Below are 16,243 nucleotides of genomic sequence, written 5' to 3' on the forward strand. Positions count from 1 at the left end.
CGCACTTCAAGCGCCACAGCCAGGCGGGCATGGTGATGGTGAACCTGCCCACGGCAGGCGTGGACTACCACGTGCCGTTTGGCGGGCGCAAGGGTTCGAGCTACGGTCCGCGCGAGCAGGGCCGTTATGCCCAGGAGTTCTACACCACCGTGAAGACCGCCTATACGCTGGCGTAAGAGCGGCCAAAACCGCCCTTGCTGCGTCGTTGCCTTGCCGTGCTATTGCACTGTCTGCGGCACCGCGCCTGGCATCAACCGCAAATCTTCGATTTGCTGGGCGGTGTTGGCCGCTCTCAACCAGCGCTGGCGCCATCCAGCTTCTCTTTGCACCGGGCCCTGGCCCGGTTTTTTTCGGCTCATTTCAGCGGTTGTTCCTGGCGACAGTGCACCTGGAGCAACTCGCGCTGCGCGAGAGTGTCGCCAAAACGCACGGCGCTCAGGCAGCCGCCCCAGACGCAGCCGGTGTCCAGGCCGATCAGGTCGGGCCGGTCCAGATGGCCCAGCGTCGACCAATGGCCGAAAGCCACGAGCGTGCCCGCGGTCTGGCGTGCGGGCGCGTCGAACCAGGGCACCAGGCCTGCGGGCGGCGTGTCCGCGCTTTCGCTGCTGTCGAAGTCCATGCGCCCTTCGGGCGTGCAAAAGCGCAGCCGGGTCAGCGCGTTGACGATCACGCGCAGGCGGTCGGCGCCCGCGAGATCGTCGCTCCAGGCGGCTGGTGTATTGCCGTACATGGTGGCGAGGAAGGCGGGCAGCGCGTCGCTGCGCAGCACGGCCTCGACTTGCGCGGCCAGTGCCAGCGTCGTATCCGCATCCCACGTGGGCAGCACGCCCGCATGCACCATCAGCAGCCGTTCGCCGCGTGCCGTGGTGTGCTCTCGGGCCAGGGGCTGGCGGCGCAGCCAGTCGAGCAGCGCGGCGCGGTCCGGCGCCTGCAGGATGGCCTGCAGTGTGTCGCGCTTGCCCGCGGGCCGCAGGCCATGGGCGGCGGTGAGCAGGTGCAGGTCATGGTTGCCCAGCAGCGGGCGCACCGCGTCGCCCAGCGCGATGCAGCGGCGCAGCACTTCGAGTGATGTCGGCCCGCGGTTCACCAGATCGCCGAGCAGATACAGGGTATCGCGGCTGGGTGAGAAATCGATGACATCGAGCAGTCGGCCAAGGGCTTCGTCGCATCCCTGGATATCGCCGATACAGTACATTGACATGGTGTTCTTTCTATTTATTGATTCATGGATTTTCTGCTGATTGCACTCTTGACCCTGCTCAATGGTGTGTTTGCCATGTCGGAATTGGCATTGGCCTCCAGCCGCAAGGCGCGCCTGGCGGGCATGGCCGAAGACGGCGACAAAGGGGCTGCGGCCGCCTTGATATTGCTCGAAAATCCGACCCAGTTCCTGTCTTCTGTGCAGGTGGGCATTACGTCCATCGGCATGCTCAACGGCATCATCGGCGAGGCCGCATTCAGTGACGGTCTGGCCCTTTGGCTGCGAGAGATCGGTGTCCCCGAAAGCGCTTCGGGCGTCTCGGCCACGGCCATCGTCGTGGCGGTCATTACTTTCATCACCATTGTCTTTGGCGAACTCGTTCCCAAGCGCATAGGCCAGTTGTACCCGGAAACCGTGTCGCGGCTGATCGCGCGCCCCATGACATGGGTCGCGTCCGCGGCCAAGCCTTTCGTGCGCCTGCTGTCGGCGTCGACCCAGGCGGTGCTGACGCTGCTGCGCGTCAATGACTCGGCCAGCCGCCAGGTCACGGAAGAGGAAATCGTCGCCAGCCTCGAAGAAGGCCGCAATGCGGGCGTGATCGAATTCCACGAGCACCAGATGGTGCAGAACGTGTTCCGTCTTGACGACCGCTCGCTGACTTCGCTCATGGTGCCGCGCTCCGACGTGCAGTGGCTCGATGCCGATCTGTCGGTGCTCGAGGGATTGCGGTTGTCGGCCGATGGCCAGGAAAAAGGCAGCCACTCATGGTATCCGGTCTGCCGAGGATCGCTCGATGACGTCGTGGGCGTGATCAGCGTGGCGCGCATGCTGGCGCTGGGCGCGGGCGCCGAAGGCAAATTGGGCGAGCATGCATTGCCTGCGGCATTCCTGCCCGAAACGCTCAGCGGCATGGAACTGCTCGACCAGTTGCGTGCGCGTTCGGGCCGCATGGTATTCGTCGTCGATGAATACGGAGTGGTGCAGGGCATCATGACGCCGCGCGATTTGCTCGAAGCCATTACCGGCGAACTCAAACCCGGAGCCCATACCGATGCCTGGGCCACGCCGCGGGACGATGGATCCTGGCTGCTCGATGGCTTGATGCCGGTCTCGGAACTCAAGGCCAGACTCGATATCCGCGATCTTCCCGAAGAAGACCGGGGCCGCTATAACACCATTGCCGGGCTCTTGATGGCTGAAACCGGGCGATTGCCTGCGGTTGGCGAGCGGATTGCGTGTGCCGGATGGATCTTTGAAATCGTCGACCTTGACGGCAAACGGATTGATAAGGTGCTTGCAGAGAAACCTGTGCAGACCGATTGAGCAGTGGTTGAAAATAAAACAGCGTAAATCTTGTGGTAATTACGTATAGTTTTTATGCTGGCGTGGTTTTTTATTTTTCTATAATATCCAATCACTTTTTTCACCTATCACCAAGATACGAACACCATGAATTCATACAAAGAATTGCTCAAGCAAAAAGAAGCCTTGGAACAGCAGATTCATGAGGCTCGCAGCCGCGAGCTTTCGGATGCTGTCGCCCGCGTGCGCTCCTTGGTTGCCGAGTATGAAATGACGCCTGAGGACGTGTTTCCTCCTGCACGCGCAGCGCGCAGCACGGGCACTGGTGCCAAGGTTGCTCCCAAGTACCGTGATCCCAACACCGGCCAGACCTGGACGGGCCGTGGCAAGGCGCCAAAGTGGATTCAGAACGAAGAACGTGAGAAGTTCGCGATCTAATTGCGCTTGCATTAAGAAAAGGCCTGCACTGCAGGCCTTTTTTGTTGATCCAAATCTTGAGCCCAATATGGCGGTTGGACGGATGCGCTGAAAATGTAACCAGGGCACCGGATTTTGTCAGGGGGCCAACATTGTCAAGTGGCGTGTTCGATATTTTTGAACTCGCAATGCACTGTAATCGTGCACGGCATGCTCGGCGCTGAAACGGTTACAAATTCAGCGATGCGAATCGTGCTGAAGTGGCACGGAGAATTACTGTCAAGAGCGGAAGTGAAACCGGCTTGCAGATGTACTGAAGAAACGCAGTATGCGGATGATTTCGACGCAGCCCGGAACGCGGCACAATGTGCGCATGAAAAAGCAGGTGTTGATTGCTGGTGGCGGAATCGGAGGATTGGCTGCGGGTATTGGGGCTGCGAGAGCGGGCTGCGATGTGCGGCTGTTTGAACGCGCGCAGAAATTCAGCGAAGTCGGCGCGGGCATACAGCTTGGGCCGAATGTGGTGCGCAGGTTGCAGGCCTGGGGCCTGCAAAAGGAATTGCAGTCGGTGGTCGCCGTGCCCGAGGCCTTGCAGGTGCGCAGCGCGGTGACCGGCCAGGCGCTTGCGCGCATGCCCTTGGGGCAAGCGGCGGTGGAGCGCTATGGCGCGGCCTATGTGACCATCCACCGCGCTGATCTGCACCAGTTGCTGCTTTGCGGCCTGCGCGACTACGCCGAAGTGCACCTGAATCTGGCCCAGGCGATCGCGCATTACCGCGAGGACGACGGCGTGGTGACGGTGCGCACCGAAGCCAGCAAGCTGATCGAAGGCGACGCGTTGATCTGTGCCGATGGCGTGCACAGCCGCTTGCGCATGCAGATGCTCGGTGATGGCGCGCCGCGCGCCACAGGCCATCTCGCCTACCGGGCGATGGTGCGCCAGGCCGAACTGCCCCAGCGCTTGCGCACCACCGACGTGACCGCCTGGCTAGGCCCCCGGCTGCATGTGATCCAGTACCCGGTACGCCGCGGCGAACTGCAGAACCTGGTGGTCATTGCCCAGGGCCCCGCGCCCGAGGACATGGAGCGCTGGGACCATGCGGCCAACGCCCAGGACCTCGATGCGGTGCTTGCCGGCACCTGCAGCGCGCTGCAGGACCTGGTGCGCAGCGTGCCGCGCATGGGTGTGGAGTGGCGCCTGTGGCCGCTGGCCGACCGGCCGCCGCTGCGCTCACCGGCCGAAATGGCCCAGGGCCTGGTGGCCTTGCTGGGCGACGCCAGCCACCCGATGCGGCCCTATCTCGCGCAGGGCGCGGGCATGGCCATCGAGGACGCGGCCGAACTGCAGCGCGCGCTGTCCATGCACGACCTCGACATGGACCTGCGCCTGCGCCGCTATGCGCTCAACCGCTGGCAACGCAATGCGCGCGTGCAGGCGCGCGCCCAGCGCAACGGGCGGATTTTCCATGCCACCGGCCCGGTGCGCTGGGGCCGCGACACCGCATTGAAACTGCTGGGCGCGCGGATCATGGATTTACCCTGGCTATATAGAGGCGATGGGTCGAGTGCGAGTTCGTTGTAAATATTGTCTTGCGCTCTCAAGAAACAGCTTTTTTCCAAACAAATCAACGACTTAGAGAGCACTCTATTTGAGCAAACAGCGGCAATGAATGGCCTACGCTCAAAATACCGACCCTTCGACAAGCTCAGGGTGAACAGGATTTTGAGGTCATGCCTCACCCTGTTTCTTGATAACGCCTGGCGAGACTTCGTCTCGCTTACCTCGCTCAGGGTGAACGGATTTTTAACTTTTCGTCCCCTGAGTCCTGAGCCCGTCGAAGGGGCGAACACTCCCGCCGCTAGACCTGTTGGTGCAGCCTCTGCGACACCGGCAGCGTCTGAAACGCCGCAGCGCCCAGGCACAGCATGGTGGCAATGCCCAGCATCACCGCCGCGAACGGATCGAAGCCGTAGCGCGTTGCCCAGGAGGCCATCAGCCCCGTGAACCATTGCATCAGCGCGGCGCCAAGGAACATCGCCATGGTCAGCAGCGCCATCGCCCGGCCCGTGGCTTCGGGCGGGTAGGACGAGCGCACATGGGCGTATTGCAGCACCGTGCCGCCAGAGATGAGGACGATCACGAGGATCAGCGCCACGTTGAGCCAGCCGGTGTGCAGCAGCCCGAGCGCCGCGTACAGCAGGGCGATGATCGTCGTCGTCGTGACCAGCAGGCGGCGCCGGCGCAGGGGGCCCGGGTCCATGCGGCCGAACAGCCCGGGGCTGACCAGCGAGATCAGCGACACCACCAGCGCCAGGTGGCCGCTGGCGACCAGGGACCAGCCCTGGCGCTCCATCAGCAGTGGCCCGAGCCAGAGGCCGCGCAGTGTCAGGAAGGACGCGTAGGTGACCAGGCCCATGGCCAGGATGCCCCAGCTATAGGGCTGGGTCAGCAGAACGCCGAATTCGCGTGTCGCCGCGAGCCAGCTCTGGCGCGGGACTGTGCTTGCACCTTGCGCGGGCTCATGCACCTGCCAGGCAATCAGCAGCCACGACAGCACGGACAGCAGCCCCAGCGTCGCAAACCCGCTGCGCCAGCCATATTGCTCGACCAGCCAGGCCAGCGGCGAGCCCGTGAACAGCATGCCTATGCCGCCCAGCCCCAGGCTGATGCCCGAGACGGCGGCGAAGCGCGACGCCGCGAAGTGGCGTGCGATGAACACCGTGCAGGCCAGGAAGGCCGGCGCGCAGCCCAGTCCGATCAGCGCCTGGCCGGCGAGCAGCCAGGCGTAGCTCGGTGACCAGGCCGAGAGGCCCGCGCCCAGAATGCTCAGCGGCGCGGTCACGAGCACCGTGCGGCGCAGACCGTAGAGGTCTATGCCCACGCCCATGAACAGCTGCACGGCGCCGAACGTCAGCGCGAACAGGCCTGCGAACAGCCCCAGGGACGAGGCGGGCAGACCGAAGTCGGTCTGCAGCGCGACGGCGATGATGGCGGTGACCGTGCGATAGGCCTGGCTCAGCGCAAAGCCGCTGAGCAGCGCCAGCAGCATGACCCAGGCCGCGCGCGAAGACAGTTGGGATGTGGCGGCAGCGTCGTGCGCGCCAGCGGATGGGGCCAGGGTCTGTGTCTCGGGCGGGTTCACGGCGCAATTTTCCTCATGGCGTAGCCTAGCCTGTACGGGCGCCGCGGCGTGTCGCCTGCGGCGCTAGGTGAAACCCGGGTTGCGGCGTTCACAGCGAGGTGCGCAGCGTCCAGATTTCGGGAAACAGCACCACGTCCAGCATCTTGCGCAGATAGCTCACGCCGCCGGTGCCGCCCGTACCGCGCTTGAAGCCGATCACGCGTTCGACCGTGGTCACATGGCGAAAGCGCCAGAGCCGGAATGTGTCTTCGAGGTCGGTGAGTTCCTCGCCGAGCTGGTACAGGTCCCAGTAGGTGGCGGGATCGCGGTAGACCGTGAGCCAGGCCTGTTCGACGCCGGCGTCGGCGCTGTAGGGCTGGGTCCAGTCGCGCGCGAGGTGGCCGGGCGGCACGGCGATGCCGCGGCGCGCGAGCAGGCGCAGGGCTTCGTCGTAGAGCGAGGGCGCGCGGTAGGCCGCATCGACCTGGGCCAGCAGCTCGGGCCGGTGGGCATGGGGCTTGAGCATCGCGGCATTCTTGTTGCCCAGCGAGAACTCGATGCAGCGGTACTGGTAGCTCTGGAAACCGCTGGACTGCGCGAGGTAGGGACGGATCGCGCTGTACTCGGGCGGCGTCATCGTCGCCAGCACATCCCAGGCATGGACCAGCTGCTCCATGATGCGCGAGACGCGCGCGAGCATCTTGAAGGCCTTGGGCAGTTCGTCGCTGGAGACATGGGCGATGGCCGCATGCAGTTCATGCAGCATCAGCTTCATCCACAGTTCGCTGGTCTGGTGCTGGATGATGAACAGCATCTCGTTGTGATCGGGCGACAGCGGCTTTTGCGCCGTGAGGATCTGGTCGAGCTGCAGGTAGTCGCCATAGCTCATGCTCTGGCTGAAGTCGAGCTGTGCGCGCTCTTGCTGCACGATGGCTTCGGGTGCGGGGGGAGGGGTGTGGGCGGTCATGGAAGCGGGACAATAAACAGTCGATCACATCATAGGCCGTGGGCGTGGCTCAGCGCTGCATGGCTTTCTCGCCCGGCATTCTTTTTCTGGAAGCTACGCATGACCCCATCCCCCGAGACGCGAGCGTCATGGCAACTGCCCTTGCCGCCGAATTTCCGCGCCGAGGACATCCTCGCTTTCCATGCGCGCGACCGCGCGGCGCTGGCCGAGCAGGTCGGGCCCACGACGCTGCGCAAAGGCCTGTGGTGGCGCGGGCAGCCGGTCTGCCTGCAGCTCGATTTCGCGCCGGGCCTGGCGCAGGTGCAGTGGCTGACGGCGGCGCATGACCCGGCCTTGGCCGCGCACGCGGCAAACGACGGTCTGCCACTGGTGCAGCGCATGCTGGGTCTGACGCAGGACGTCGCAGCGTTCGAGGCGCAGTTCGCGGGCCACCCGCAGCTCGGTCCGGTGCTGCGCCAGCAGTCAGGCCTGCGCGTGCCGGTCGCGGGAACGCCGTTCGAGGCGCTGGCCTGGGCGATCATGGGCCAGCAGATCAGCGTTGCGGCGGCCGTGGCGCTGCGCCGGCGATTGATTGCCGCGGCCGATCTGCGCCATCCGGGCGGACTGTATTGCCACCCCCAGGCCGACCAGGTGCTGGCGCTGGGCCTGGAACAGTTGCGCGCGGCGGGCCTGTCGCAGGCCAAGGCGCAGAGCCTGCTCGCGGTGTCCGAAGCCGTGCAGTCCGGCGCCTTGCCGCTGGACGCCTGGGCGGCCGCGCCGCAGCTGCCGGCCGCACAGATAGTCCAGGCCCTGCTGGCGATCAAGGGCATCGGGCCGTGGACGGTCAGCTATACGCTGCTGCGCGGCTTTGGCTGGCTCGATGGCTCGCTGCACGGCGATGTGGCCGTTCGCCGCGGCATTGCGCAACTGCTGGGGGCAGATGTGGGCCAGCCGCGCGCCGAAGCCTGGCTCGCACCTTTCGCGCCCTGGCGCGCGCTGGTGGCAGCGCATCTGTGGGCGATGCAGGGGCGCAGGACGGATTAGCGGGCAGGCGCCAGCGCAGTCGATGGAACCATAGGCGGCCCGGATGTTACCTACGGTACGAAGGCCCCTTTTCGGGCCTGAAAGCTCACCGCATGACTCTTGCCTATTCGGGGCTTCTGACGCAGCTGGCGCAGCACATCGGCATCGATGCCGGCAGTTTGCTGGCGCAGCAGGTGCTGCGCATCGGGGAGCTGGATGTTTTCCTGCAGCAAGGGGGTACGCCGGAAGCGCCGGAAGTACTGTTGTGCAGCGTGTTGGGCCGGCCGTGCGCCCAGCGCTTTGCCGAAGTCCTGCGCACGCTGATGCAGGCCAACCACCGGGGGATGGGAACGGCCGGTGGCACGCTGGGCCTGTCGCCTGCAGGGGATGCGATCAGCTGGAGCCAGCGCCGGGCTGCGCGCGACCTGGACGGCGCGATGCTGGCTGCCGGGATCGCCGGCTTTGCCGCGCTGGGCCAGGCCTGGATGCAGTATGTGATCGCAGACCCGGGCGAGGCGGCGCAGGTCTCGGCACATGTCCTGGACGCGGGGATGCGGGCCTGACGGCGCCCGGGAAACCAGCACCATGTCGCTTGATTCCAGCAGACCACTTCCTTCCAGCGGGGCATTGCCGCTGCCAAGGCCATGCACGACAGAGGGCGACAACCCGGTCCCTCCCGCACAAACGGGCAAGGGCATGGCGTTCACCGGCACAGGTGCGCTGCAGGGGCAGCGGATCAGTGTGCCGGAGTCGAGCGCCGCCCCCGAGCCTGGTGACACGACCGGCCTGCCGCCGCAAGTGCAGCACGCGCTGCAGCAGTCCGAGGGCGAACTGAATGGGCAAATGAACGCGCAGTTGCAGCCTCTTGCCGACCTGTCACCGCTGTACATCCCCGCGCCGCAGAGCCTGGCGACGAATCCGCAGGTGATAGCCCTGCTGCAGGCGCACGCCCAGGCGGCGGGCACTTGTCTGTCGCATCCGGAAATAGTGGCCTATGTGGCGCTGGGCGAGCGCGTGGTGCGCGCAATCGAGGCGTCGGTCGCCGAGGATGCGCAAACCGCGACGCCGACGCCGACGCGGCCGCAGGTGGACGGCATGGAGTTGACGCCCAATCTGGAGGCGATGCGGGCGATTGCCTGGTATGTGGTCGCCTGCGCGGCCCAGCAGGACGTCAACCAGCAGGCCATGGGCACGACGAGGAAGGTCGGGGAGCAGGAGATCACCGACCTGACAATCAGCGGCTCCTATCTGCTCAAGGACCCGCACAACGCGCTCTACCATTTCATGAGCAGCGGTCCGCTGGCCTATTCCCGGATATCAACGCATTTCAATGAACTCTCGGAAGGCTCCCCCGGTTATTTAGGCCATGCCGATCAGCGCGGGATAGAGGACTACGCCAGGCGCCTGCCAGGCGAAAACGGCACGATATTGTTCGACAGGCTCAAGGATGGCGAGAATAAATTGATCTTCTTCAAGTTCGAGTATGCCGGCGTCCCCACGCTGCTCAGCGGACAGAAGGTGGACGACCGGGGGCAAGGCGGTGGCAGCTACTTTGAGGTCCTCCAGCGTGTGTGGAGTCACGCAACGAGCTTTATCTCGACAAGCCTCGTCACGACGCCCGGCGTGGAGCGCAAGGAGCATGTCTACAAAGGGCTGCTGGAGAGCGCGGTGTACCGACCGTTCCTGGCACTGGTCCAGATGGCCGCAGCGCTGGGCCGGCTGGAGGAGGGTGCGACGGTGGGTGGGCATGCGACGCAGTCGAAAAACCAGGGGTTGCCCCATCTGGAGCGGACCTTGAGGCAGCTCGAGGCGAACATCAAGGCACAGCCCGAACAGACCCCGGAGCTGGCGGCGTTGATGGCGGATGTGCATGCGCTGAGGGAGACAATCCAGCAGGCCAAGGACCAACTGGGCGCGCAATCCAGCCACCTGGGAATCACCCGCCGAGGGGGCGAAACCCATGTGGACCTGAACCCGCGGCGTGTCCTTCGCGAACCGGCACAAGAAAGTTCCACGCAGCCCGGGCGCGGTGCGGCGCTGGCACCAGGCGCAGGGCTGTTCGGGGCAGTCGATGACGAGTTTGACGCCGAGCTCATAGAAGCCGACATCCATGAGGAGCTTGATACGGGGACCATCGATGACGAGTTCGATGCCGAACTCATCTCTGCGGCCAAAAAGGACGGCGGAGCTTAGGTCACTGCCTGGCGCTGGTGAAAACGCCCCTCGCGCCACTCGCCCGTTTCCAGCACCTGGCGCAGTTGCTCGACCGCGTTCCAGACGTCCTCGAAACCGACATACAGCGGCGTGAAGCCAAAGCGCAGTATGTCCTTGTGCACGCCCAGGCCGCCGTCGCCCTGGCGGAAGTCGCCGATCACGCCGCGCGCGATCAGCGCCTGGACGATGGCGTAGGCGCCGCTGCCCTGGCCGCTGACTCCCTGGTCCGCGCCCAGGCCTTCGGCGCGTGCGAGGCAGACCTGCGAGCCGCGCTTGTCATGCGCGCGCGGCGTAGCGAGTTCCAGTCCGTGGCCCGCGCAGCGCGTTTCGACGAGGGCGATGAACAGATCGGTCAGCGCCAGCGACTTGGCGCGCAGCGCCTCCATGCCGCCCAGCGCTTCGCTGGCGCTGAACACGTCGAGCCCGCATTGCAGCGCCGACAGGCTGATGATGGGCTGGGTGCCGCACAGGTAGCGGCGAATGCCTTCGGCGGGCGTGTAGTGGGGCGTGAACTGGAACGGCGCCGCATGGCCGAACCAGCCCGCGAGCGGCTGGGCGCAGCGGTTGACGACGCGCGGATGGGCCCAGACAAAGGCCGGCGCGCCCGGGCCGCCGTTGAGGTATTTGTAGCCGCAGCCGACGGCGAAGTCGGCATCGGCCGCGTGCAGGTTGATGGGCACGGCACCCGCGCTGTGGCACAGGTCCCAGACGCACAGGATGCGCCGCGCATGGGCCGCGGCCGTGATCTGCGCCATGTCGTGCATCGCGCCCGTGCGGTAGTTCACATGGGTCAGCAGCAAGATGGCCGCATCGTCGCCCAGCGCCCCCAGGATTTCCCCGGGCTCGAGCAGCACCAGCTCCAGCCCGTGCTGGGCGCAGATCGATTCGGCGATATAGAGGTCGGTGGGGAAGTTACTGCGCTCGGTCAGCAGCTTCTTGCGCGCCGGGCCGTCTTCGGCCGCGATGCGCGCCGCGGCCGTGAGCACCTTGAACAGGTTGATCGACGTGGTGTCGGTGAACACCAGTTCATCGGCGCGCGCGCCCAGCCAGGGGGCGAACTGGTTGCCCAGGCGCAGCGGCAGGTCGACCCAGCCGGCCTTGTTCCAGGAGGTGATCAGGTCCTGCGCCCATTCCTGCTGGACCACCTGCGCCACGCGCGCCGCTGCGGCTTTGGGCGCCACGCCCAGCGAATTGCCGTCGAGGTAGATCTGGCCCGCGGGCAGGGTGAACAGGTCGCGCAGCGCGCGCAGCGGGTCCTGGGCGTCGCGTTCGCGGCAGTCTTGCAAGGTGATTGTCATGGTGTCTCCGTCAGTTAATCAATCGCTTTACCCACAGTTCGTGGACCTGGCGTGTCCCCGCGCAGGGGCACCGAGCAAGGGCCGCCCCGCAGCGAGGGTGCCGTCCCTCGCCGGGCGCCCCCCTCCACCGAAGGATGAGAGGGGGAAGCGGGGGCCCGCCCAGGGCGTAAGCCGCTCAGGGGGTGGTTCGAAGTATCGCGCGCACCGGCGAGGCATCGGCCTGCGTGAGCTTGAGCGGCAGCGCGATCAGTTCGTAGTCGCCTTCGGGCACGGCGTCGAGCACCAGGTTCTCGAGCACGCGCAGGCCGCGCCGACGTATCACCTGGTGGCTGTCCAGCGTCTTGCTGCTCGCCGGGTCTATGCTCGCGGTATCGATGCCTATCAGCCGCACGCCCAGATCAGCCAGGCGCTCTACGGTCTCGGGCGCATACGCCGCGAGATCCGCATCCCAGCCCGTGGGCGCCTGCGCGTAGGTGCGCACCAGCACGCGCTCCGGCAAATCGGGCGTGATCGCATGCGCGAGGTGCTGCCACAGCAGCAGCGGCCCGCGTGCAATCGCGTGGATCACGCGGCACGGGCCGAGAAAAGTCTCGAGATCCACATCGCCGATGGCCGCGCCATCGGGCGCGTAATGCAGCGGCGCATCGGCATGCGCGCCGACATGCGGCGACAGCGTGATCGCGCTGACATTGACCGGGCAGTCGGGCGAGATCGTCGCGCACCATTGCTGGCTGTAGGGCGTGTCGCCCGGGAACACCGGGCTGGCGCTGTGGATTGCAGGGGAGATATCCCAGAGTTGCTGTGGCATGGTCACTCCACTGTAAACCGCGCGCAGGCCGCCAGGGCGCTCAGCGGCGCCGGAACCACAGCGCGTAGACCAGCAGCAGCACGGCCAGGAAAGGCACGCCGGTCAGCAGCGTCAGGTGGAATTCCTCGGTGAAGTAGGTCGTGACCAGCACGCCGAGCATCAGCACGGCGCCCAGCAGCGTGAGCACCGGAAAACCCCACATGCGAAACGCCAGCGGCCGGTTGCCTTCGGCCTTCCAGCGCGCGCGGAAGAACAGGTGGGTGACGAACACCATGAACCAGGTGAACATCGCGCCGAACATGGCGATGGACATCATCCAGACCAGCGACTTCTCGGGCTGCCAGACGTTGAGCACCATGGCCACGGCAATGCCTGCGCAGGAGACCGCGATCGCGCGCGTGGGCACGCCGCGGCGGTTGAGCCGGCCCAGCGCCGCAGGCGCATAGCCGCCGCGCGAGAGACTGAACATCATGCGCGAGGTCACATACAGCTGGCTGTTCATCGCCGACAGCGCCGCGACCAGCACCACGAAATTGAGCACATGCGCGGCGCCGGGAATGCCGATGATTTCCATCACCTGCACGAAGGGGCTCCTGTCGGTGCCGGCCGCGTGCCAGGGCACGATGGCCAGCATCAGCGCCAGCGTCAGCAGATAGAACAGCACCAGCCGCAGCACCGTGGTGCGAAACGCGCTGGTGATGGCTTTTTGCGGGTCCCGGGCCTCGCCCGCGGCGACCGCGATTGCTTCGAGGCTCAGATAGCTGAAGATCGCGACGATCACGGCGACCCAGCAGCCCCACAGGCCGTTGGGAAAGAAGCCACCCTGCTGCGTGTAGTGGTGAAAGCCTATGTCCGGGCGCTGCGCGCCGAACACCACATAGGCGCCGATCAGGATGAAGGCCACGATGGCGACGATCTTGACCATGGAAAAAACGTATTCGACCTGGCCGAAGGCCTTGACGCTGGAGGCATTGACCGCGACCAGCGCGGCGGAGAAGACCGCCACCCAGAGCCAGCGCGGCGAATCGGGAAACCAGTAGCCCATGTACAGTCCCACGGCCGTGACTTCCATGCCCACGGCCAGCACCACGGCGGCCCAATAGGCGTAGCGCACGAGAAAGCCGGCCCAGGGCGCGATGTAGTGTTCGGCATAGGCGCCAAACGAGCCCGAGGTCGGGTGGGCGACGGTCATTTCGGCCAGGCAGCCCATGAGCAGCAGCGAGATCAGCGCGCCTATTGCATAGCTGAGCAGCACGCTCGGGCCGGCAAAGCCGATCGCGAACGCGCTGCCCATGAACAGGCCCGTGCCGATCGCGCCGCCGATGGCGATCATCACGATCTGCGCGCCGCTCAGGTGCTGCTGCAGGCCGGTCTCGCGCTGCTGTATTTCTTCGAAGGTGGCCATGGCCGGAGAATCTTTCTGCGCGCGACTGCGCGCGCCCTTCGACCCTTCGACAGGCTCAGGGTGAGCGGGTAAGAGGCTCGGGGCGAACGGAGTGATCCGTGCGTCCCGAGGCCGTCAGGGATGAGCGGCAGCTTAGCCCGTTTGCTTGCCGATGAGCAAATATTCCATCAGCGCCTTCTGCACATGCATGCGGTTTTCGGCTTCTTCCCAGACCACGGACTGCGGGCCGTCTATGACTTCGGCTTCGACTTCCTCGCCGCGGTGCACCGGCAGGCAGTGCATGAACAGCGCGTCGGAGCGCGCCGCGGCCATCATCTCGGCGTCCACGCACCAGTCGGCGAAGGCCTTCTTGCGGGCCTCGTTCTCGGCTTCGTAGCCCATGCTGGTCCAGACGTCGGTCGTGACCAGGTCGGCGCCGGCGCAGGCTTCGAGCGGGTCCTTGAAGATCGCATAGCTGCCGGGGTTGGCGGCCTTGCCGTTGAAGGCCAGCTGCTCGTCGACTTCATAGCCGCCGGGCGTGCTCACATGCACCTTGAAGCCCAGCAGGTCGGCGGCCTGCAGCCAGGTGTTGGCCATGTTGTTGCCGTCGCCGACCCAGGCCACGGTCTTGCCCTGGATGGAGCCGCGGTGCTCGATGAAGGTGAAGATGTCGGCCAGGATCTGGCAGGGGTGGAACTCGTTGGTCAGGCCGTTGATGACGGGCACGCGCGAGAATTCGGCAAAGCGCGCGATGCGCTCCTGGCCGAAGGTGCGGATCATCACCAGATCGGTCATGCGGCTGATCACGCGCGCGCTGTCCTCGATGGGCTCGGAGCGCCCGAGCTGGCTGTCGCCCGAAGTCAGGTGCACCACCGAGCCGCCGAGCTGGTACATGCCGGCTTCGAAGCTCACGCGCGTGCGCGTGCTGGCCTTCTCGAAGATCATGGCCAGCGTGCGGTCGCCCAGCGTATGGTGCTTTTCGTAGTTCTTGAACTTCTTCTTGATCAGCGCGGCGCGTTCGAACAGATAAGCGTATTCCTCGGCGGTGAAGTCACTGAATTGGAGGTAATGCTTCATACGTCTTCATTCCTTGCAGTTTAGGCAGCCAGCACAGCTTGCACCAGCGGCAGCAGTTTGGCCACGATTTCATCGGCTTCGGCCTCGGTCAGGATCAGCGGCGGCACAAGACGGATCACGGTGTCGGCGGTGACGCTCAGCAGCAGGCCGGCTTCGGCCGCCTGGCCGATCAGCTGGCCGCAGGGCCTGGACAGCTCGATGCCTATCATCAGGCCCTGGCCGCGGATGTCGACCACGCCTTCGAGCGCGCCCAGCTGGGTGCGCAGCGCGGCGCGCAGGTGGTCGCCCACGCTGGTGGCATGCGCGAGCAGGCCGTCATCTTCCATGATGCGTATGGTTTCTATGCCCGCGCACATGGCCAGCGGGTTGCCGCCGAACGTCGAGCCGTGGTTGCCCGGCTTCAGCACCTCGGCGGCCTTGCCATGCGCCACGACAGCACCGATGGGCACGCCCGAGCCCAGGCCCTTGGCCAGCGTCATCACGTCGGGCACGATGCCGGCCCACTGGTGGGCGAACCACTTGCCCGTGCGGCCCATGCCGGCCTGGACTTCGTCGAGGATCAGCAGCCAGCCGCGCGCGTCGCACAGCGCACGCACCTGCTGCAGGTATTCGGCGCGCATCGGGTGCAGGCCGCCTTCGCCCTGGATGGGCTCCATCATCACGGCCGTGATGTTGGCATTGCCTTCGGTCGCGGCCAGCAGGCCTTGGTAGTCGTTGGGCGCGACGCGGATGAAGCCCTCGAGCAGCGGCCCGAAGCCGTCGCGCACCTTGGGATTGCCGGTGGCGGTCATGGTGGCGATCGAGCGGCCGTGGAACGCATTGTCGTAGACCACGATTTCGGGCCGGGCAATGCCCTGGTCGACGCCGAACTTGCGCGCGATCTTGATCGCGGCTTCGTTGGCTTCGAGGCCGGTGTTGCAGAAGAACACGTTGGTCATTGCCGAGCGCTCGACCAGCAACCGGGCCAGCGTTTCCTGGCCGGGCACATGGTAGTAGTTCGAGGTGTGGATCAGCCGCGTGAGCTGCTGCTGCAGCGCGGGCACCAGGCGCGGGTGGTTGTGGCCCAGCGTGTTCACGGCAATACCGCCGAGCGCATCGAGGTACTCCTTGCCATTCACGTCCCAGACGCGGCAGCCTTGGCCTCGTTCCAGAGCGATCGGGACGCGGCCATAGGTGTTCATCACGTGGGGCGAGGCAGCCTCAATGAAAGCGGTCATTGCAAAAATCTCCCAAGAATGCGGGGGTGGCATGGACATTGCGTCCTTGCCCGGGTTGAGCGAACTACAATTTTAGATGGGCCGGGCAGGATGAAAATTGAGGAATACGCATTACAGCCGTGCAATGGGCCCATGGACCGCTCGGATGCTTAGCTTAACTCTTGTATAAGAGTTAGAATCTTCCATTGACCTTCCGGCGGCGATCCTGCTGTGGTCACATCACTTTGCACAACG

15 protein-coding genes are annotated in these 16,243 nt (G+C 65.5%); 7 read left to right on the forward strand and 8 right to left on the reverse strand.

The features are described from left to right. Positions 1–176 (forward strand): aldehyde dehydrogenase family protein (locus GVL12_RS20395; RefSeq protein WP_159917398.1); only part of this gene is annotated, 176 nt, incomplete at its 5' end. Positions 177–355: 179 nt separating this feature from the next. On the opposite strand, the gene GVL12_RS20400 is transcribed toward GVL12_RS20395, so the two are convergent. Further along, on the reverse strand, positions 356–1,201 hold the full coding sequence (locus tag GVL12_RS20400; protein ID WP_159917399.1) for a symmetrical bis(5'-nucleosyl)-tetraphosphatase: 846 nt from the start codon (positions 1,199–1,201) through the stop codon (positions 356–358). Between the two features lie 24 nt (positions 1,202–1,225). Here GVL12_RS20400 and GVL12_RS20405 point away from each other — a divergent pair, with 24 nt between their 5' ends. The 3 genes from GVL12_RS20405 (at position 1,226) to GVL12_RS20415 (ending at position 4,502) form a co-directional block, all read left to right on the forward strand. Next, complete coding sequence (locus tag GVL12_RS20405; RefSeq protein ID WP_159917400.1) at positions 1,226–2,524, forward strand: hemolysin family protein; 1,299 nt, start codon at positions 1,226–1,228, stop codon at positions 2,522–2,524. A 126-nt stretch (positions 2,525–2,650) separates the two neighbouring features. Next, complete coding sequence (locus GVL12_RS20410; RefSeq protein ID WP_159917401.1) at positions 2,651–2,941, forward strand: H-NS family nucleoid-associated regulatory protein; 291 nt, start codon at positions 2,651–2,653, stop codon at positions 2,939–2,941. A 352-nt stretch (positions 2,942–3,293) separates the two neighbouring features. Then, positions 3,294–4,502: an FAD-dependent monooxygenase gene (locus GVL12_RS20415; protein WP_159917402.1), complete on the forward strand. Its 1,209-nt coding sequence runs from the start codon at positions 3,294–3,296 to the stop codon at positions 4,500–4,502. Between the two features lie 277 nt (positions 4,503–4,779). Here the strand turns inward: GVL12_RS20415 and GVL12_RS20420 are convergent, their stop codons facing one another. Together GVL12_RS20420 and kynA are read right to left on the reverse strand one after the other, a co-directional pair. Next, positions 4,780–6,063 (reverse strand): MFS transporter, encoded by a 1,284-nt coding sequence (locus GVL12_RS20420; protein ID WP_200843952.1) that lies wholly within the window; start codon positions 6,061–6,063, stop codon positions 4,780–4,782. A gap of 88 nt (positions 6,064–6,151) precedes the next feature. Beyond that, positions 6,152–7,009 carry a tryptophan 2,3-dioxygenase gene (kynA, locus tag GVL12_RS20425; protein WP_159917403.1) on the reverse strand — a complete coding sequence of 286 codons (858 nt, stop codon included), beginning with the start codon at positions 7,007–7,009 and terminating at the stop codon, positions 6,152–6,154. 99 nt (positions 7,010–7,108) lie between these two features. Here kynA and GVL12_RS20430 point away from each other — a divergent pair, with 99 nt between their 5' ends. From GVL12_RS20430 to GVL12_RS20440, 3 genes are all read left to right on the forward strand, one after another. Beyond that, positions 7,109–8,032, forward strand: coding sequence for a DNA-3-methyladenine glycosylase (locus GVL12_RS20430; RefSeq protein WP_159917404.1), 924 nt, complete (start codon positions 7,109–7,111; stop codon positions 8,030–8,032). Positions 8,033–8,124: 92 nt separating this feature from the next. After that, positions 8,125–8,574 carry a type III secretion system chaperone gene (locus GVL12_RS20435; RefSeq protein WP_159917405.1) on the forward strand — a complete coding sequence of 150 codons (450 nt, stop codon included), beginning with the start codon at positions 8,125–8,127 and terminating at the stop codon, positions 8,572–8,574. Between the two features lie 22 nt (positions 8,575–8,596). After that, positions 8,597–10,204 (forward strand): hypothetical protein, encoded by a 1,608-nt coding sequence (locus GVL12_RS20440; RefSeq protein WP_159917406.1) that lies wholly within the window; start codon positions 8,597–8,599, stop codon positions 10,202–10,204. On the opposite strand, the gene kynU is transcribed toward GVL12_RS20440, so the two are convergent. From kynU to GVL12_RS20465, 5 genes are all read right to left on the reverse strand, one after another. After that, positions 10,201–11,523 carry a kynureninase gene (gene kynU / locus GVL12_RS20445; RefSeq protein ID WP_159917407.1) on the reverse strand — a complete coding sequence of 441 codons (1,323 nt, stop codon included), beginning with the start codon at positions 11,521–11,523 and terminating at the stop codon, positions 10,201–10,203. The two genes, GVL12_RS20440 and kynU, sit on opposite strands and share 4 nt — an antisense overlap. Positions 11,524–11,698: 175 nt before the next feature. Further along, a complete protein-coding gene (kynB, locus tag GVL12_RS20450) occupies positions 11,699–12,331 on the reverse strand; it encodes an arylformamidase (protein WP_159917408.1) in 633 nt (210 codons plus the stop codon). Positions 12,332–12,371: 40 nt separating this feature from the next. After that, the gene (locus GVL12_RS20455) at positions 12,372–13,736 is read right to left on the reverse strand and encodes an amino acid permease (protein ID WP_159917409.1); all 1,365 of its coding nucleotides are present in this window, start codon (positions 13,734–13,736) and stop codon (positions 12,372–12,374) included. A gap of 132 nt (positions 13,737–13,868) precedes the next feature. Further along, entirely contained in the window at positions 13,869–14,792 is a 924-nt protein-coding gene (gene argF, locus GVL12_RS20460) for an ornithine carbamoyltransferase (RefSeq protein ID WP_159917410.1), read from the reverse strand. Positions 14,793–14,812: 20 nt separating this feature from the next. Beyond that, entirely contained in the window at positions 14,813–16,009 is a 1,197-nt protein-coding gene (locus GVL12_RS20465; RefSeq protein ID WP_159917411.1) for an aspartate aminotransferase family protein, read from the reverse strand. Between the last annotated feature and the right edge of the window lie 234 nt (positions 16,010–16,243).

This window comes from Pantoea sp. 18069 (assembly GCF_902706035.1).
In the GTDB taxonomy this organism is placed as follows: Bacteria; Pseudomonadota; Gammaproteobacteria; order Burkholderiales; family Burkholderiaceae_C; genus Comamonas.

Excerpts from the sequence above, each read along its gene's own strand:
- GVL12_RS20400 (WP_159917399.1), bottom strand. The coding sequence starts at position 1,201 with ATGTCAATGTACTGTATCGGCGATATCCAGGGATGCGACGAAGCCCTT.
- GVL12_RS20405 (WP_159917400.1), top strand. The coding sequence starts at position 1,226 with ATGGATTTTCTGCTGATTGCACTCTTGACCCTGCTCAATGGTGTGTTT.
- GVL12_RS20410 (WP_159917401.1), top strand. The coding sequence starts at position 2,651 with ATGAATTCATACAAAGAATTGCTCAAGCAAAAAGAAGCCTTGGAACAG.
- GVL12_RS20415 (WP_159917402.1), top strand. The coding sequence starts at position 3,294 with ATGAAAAAGCAGGTGTTGATTGCTGGTGGCGGAATCGGAGGATTGGCT.
- kynA (WP_159917403.1), bottom strand. The coding sequence starts at position 7,009 with ATGACCGCCCACACCCCTCCCCCCGCACCCGAAGCCATCGTGCAGCAA.
- GVL12_RS20430 (WP_159917404.1), top strand. The coding sequence starts at position 7,109 with ATGACCCCATCCCCCGAGACGCGAGCGTCATGGCAACTGCCCTTGCCG.
- GVL12_RS20435 (WP_159917405.1), top strand. The coding sequence starts at position 8,125 with ATGACTCTTGCCTATTCGGGGCTTCTGACGCAGCTGGCGCAGCACATC.
- GVL12_RS20440 (WP_159917406.1), top strand. The coding sequence starts at position 8,597 with ATGTCGCTTGATTCCAGCAGACCACTTCCTTCCAGCGGGGCATTGCCG.
- kynU (WP_159917407.1), bottom strand. The coding sequence starts at position 11,523 with ATGACAATCACCTTGCAAGACTGCCGCGAACGCGACGCCCAGGACCCG.
- kynB (WP_159917408.1), bottom strand. The coding sequence starts at position 12,331 with ATGCCACAGCAACTCTGGGATATCTCCCCTGCAATCCACAGCGCCAGC.
- GVL12_RS20455 (WP_159917409.1), bottom strand. The coding sequence starts at position 13,736 with ATGGCCACCTTCGAAGAAATACAGCAGCGCGAGACCGGCCTGCAGCAG.
- argF (WP_159917410.1), bottom strand. The coding sequence starts at position 14,792 with ATGAAGCATTACCTCCAATTCAGTGACTTCACCGCCGAGGAATACGCT.
- GVL12_RS20465 (WP_159917411.1), bottom strand. The coding sequence starts at position 16,009 with ATGACCGCTTTCATTGAGGCTGCCTCGCCCCACGTGATGAACACCTAT.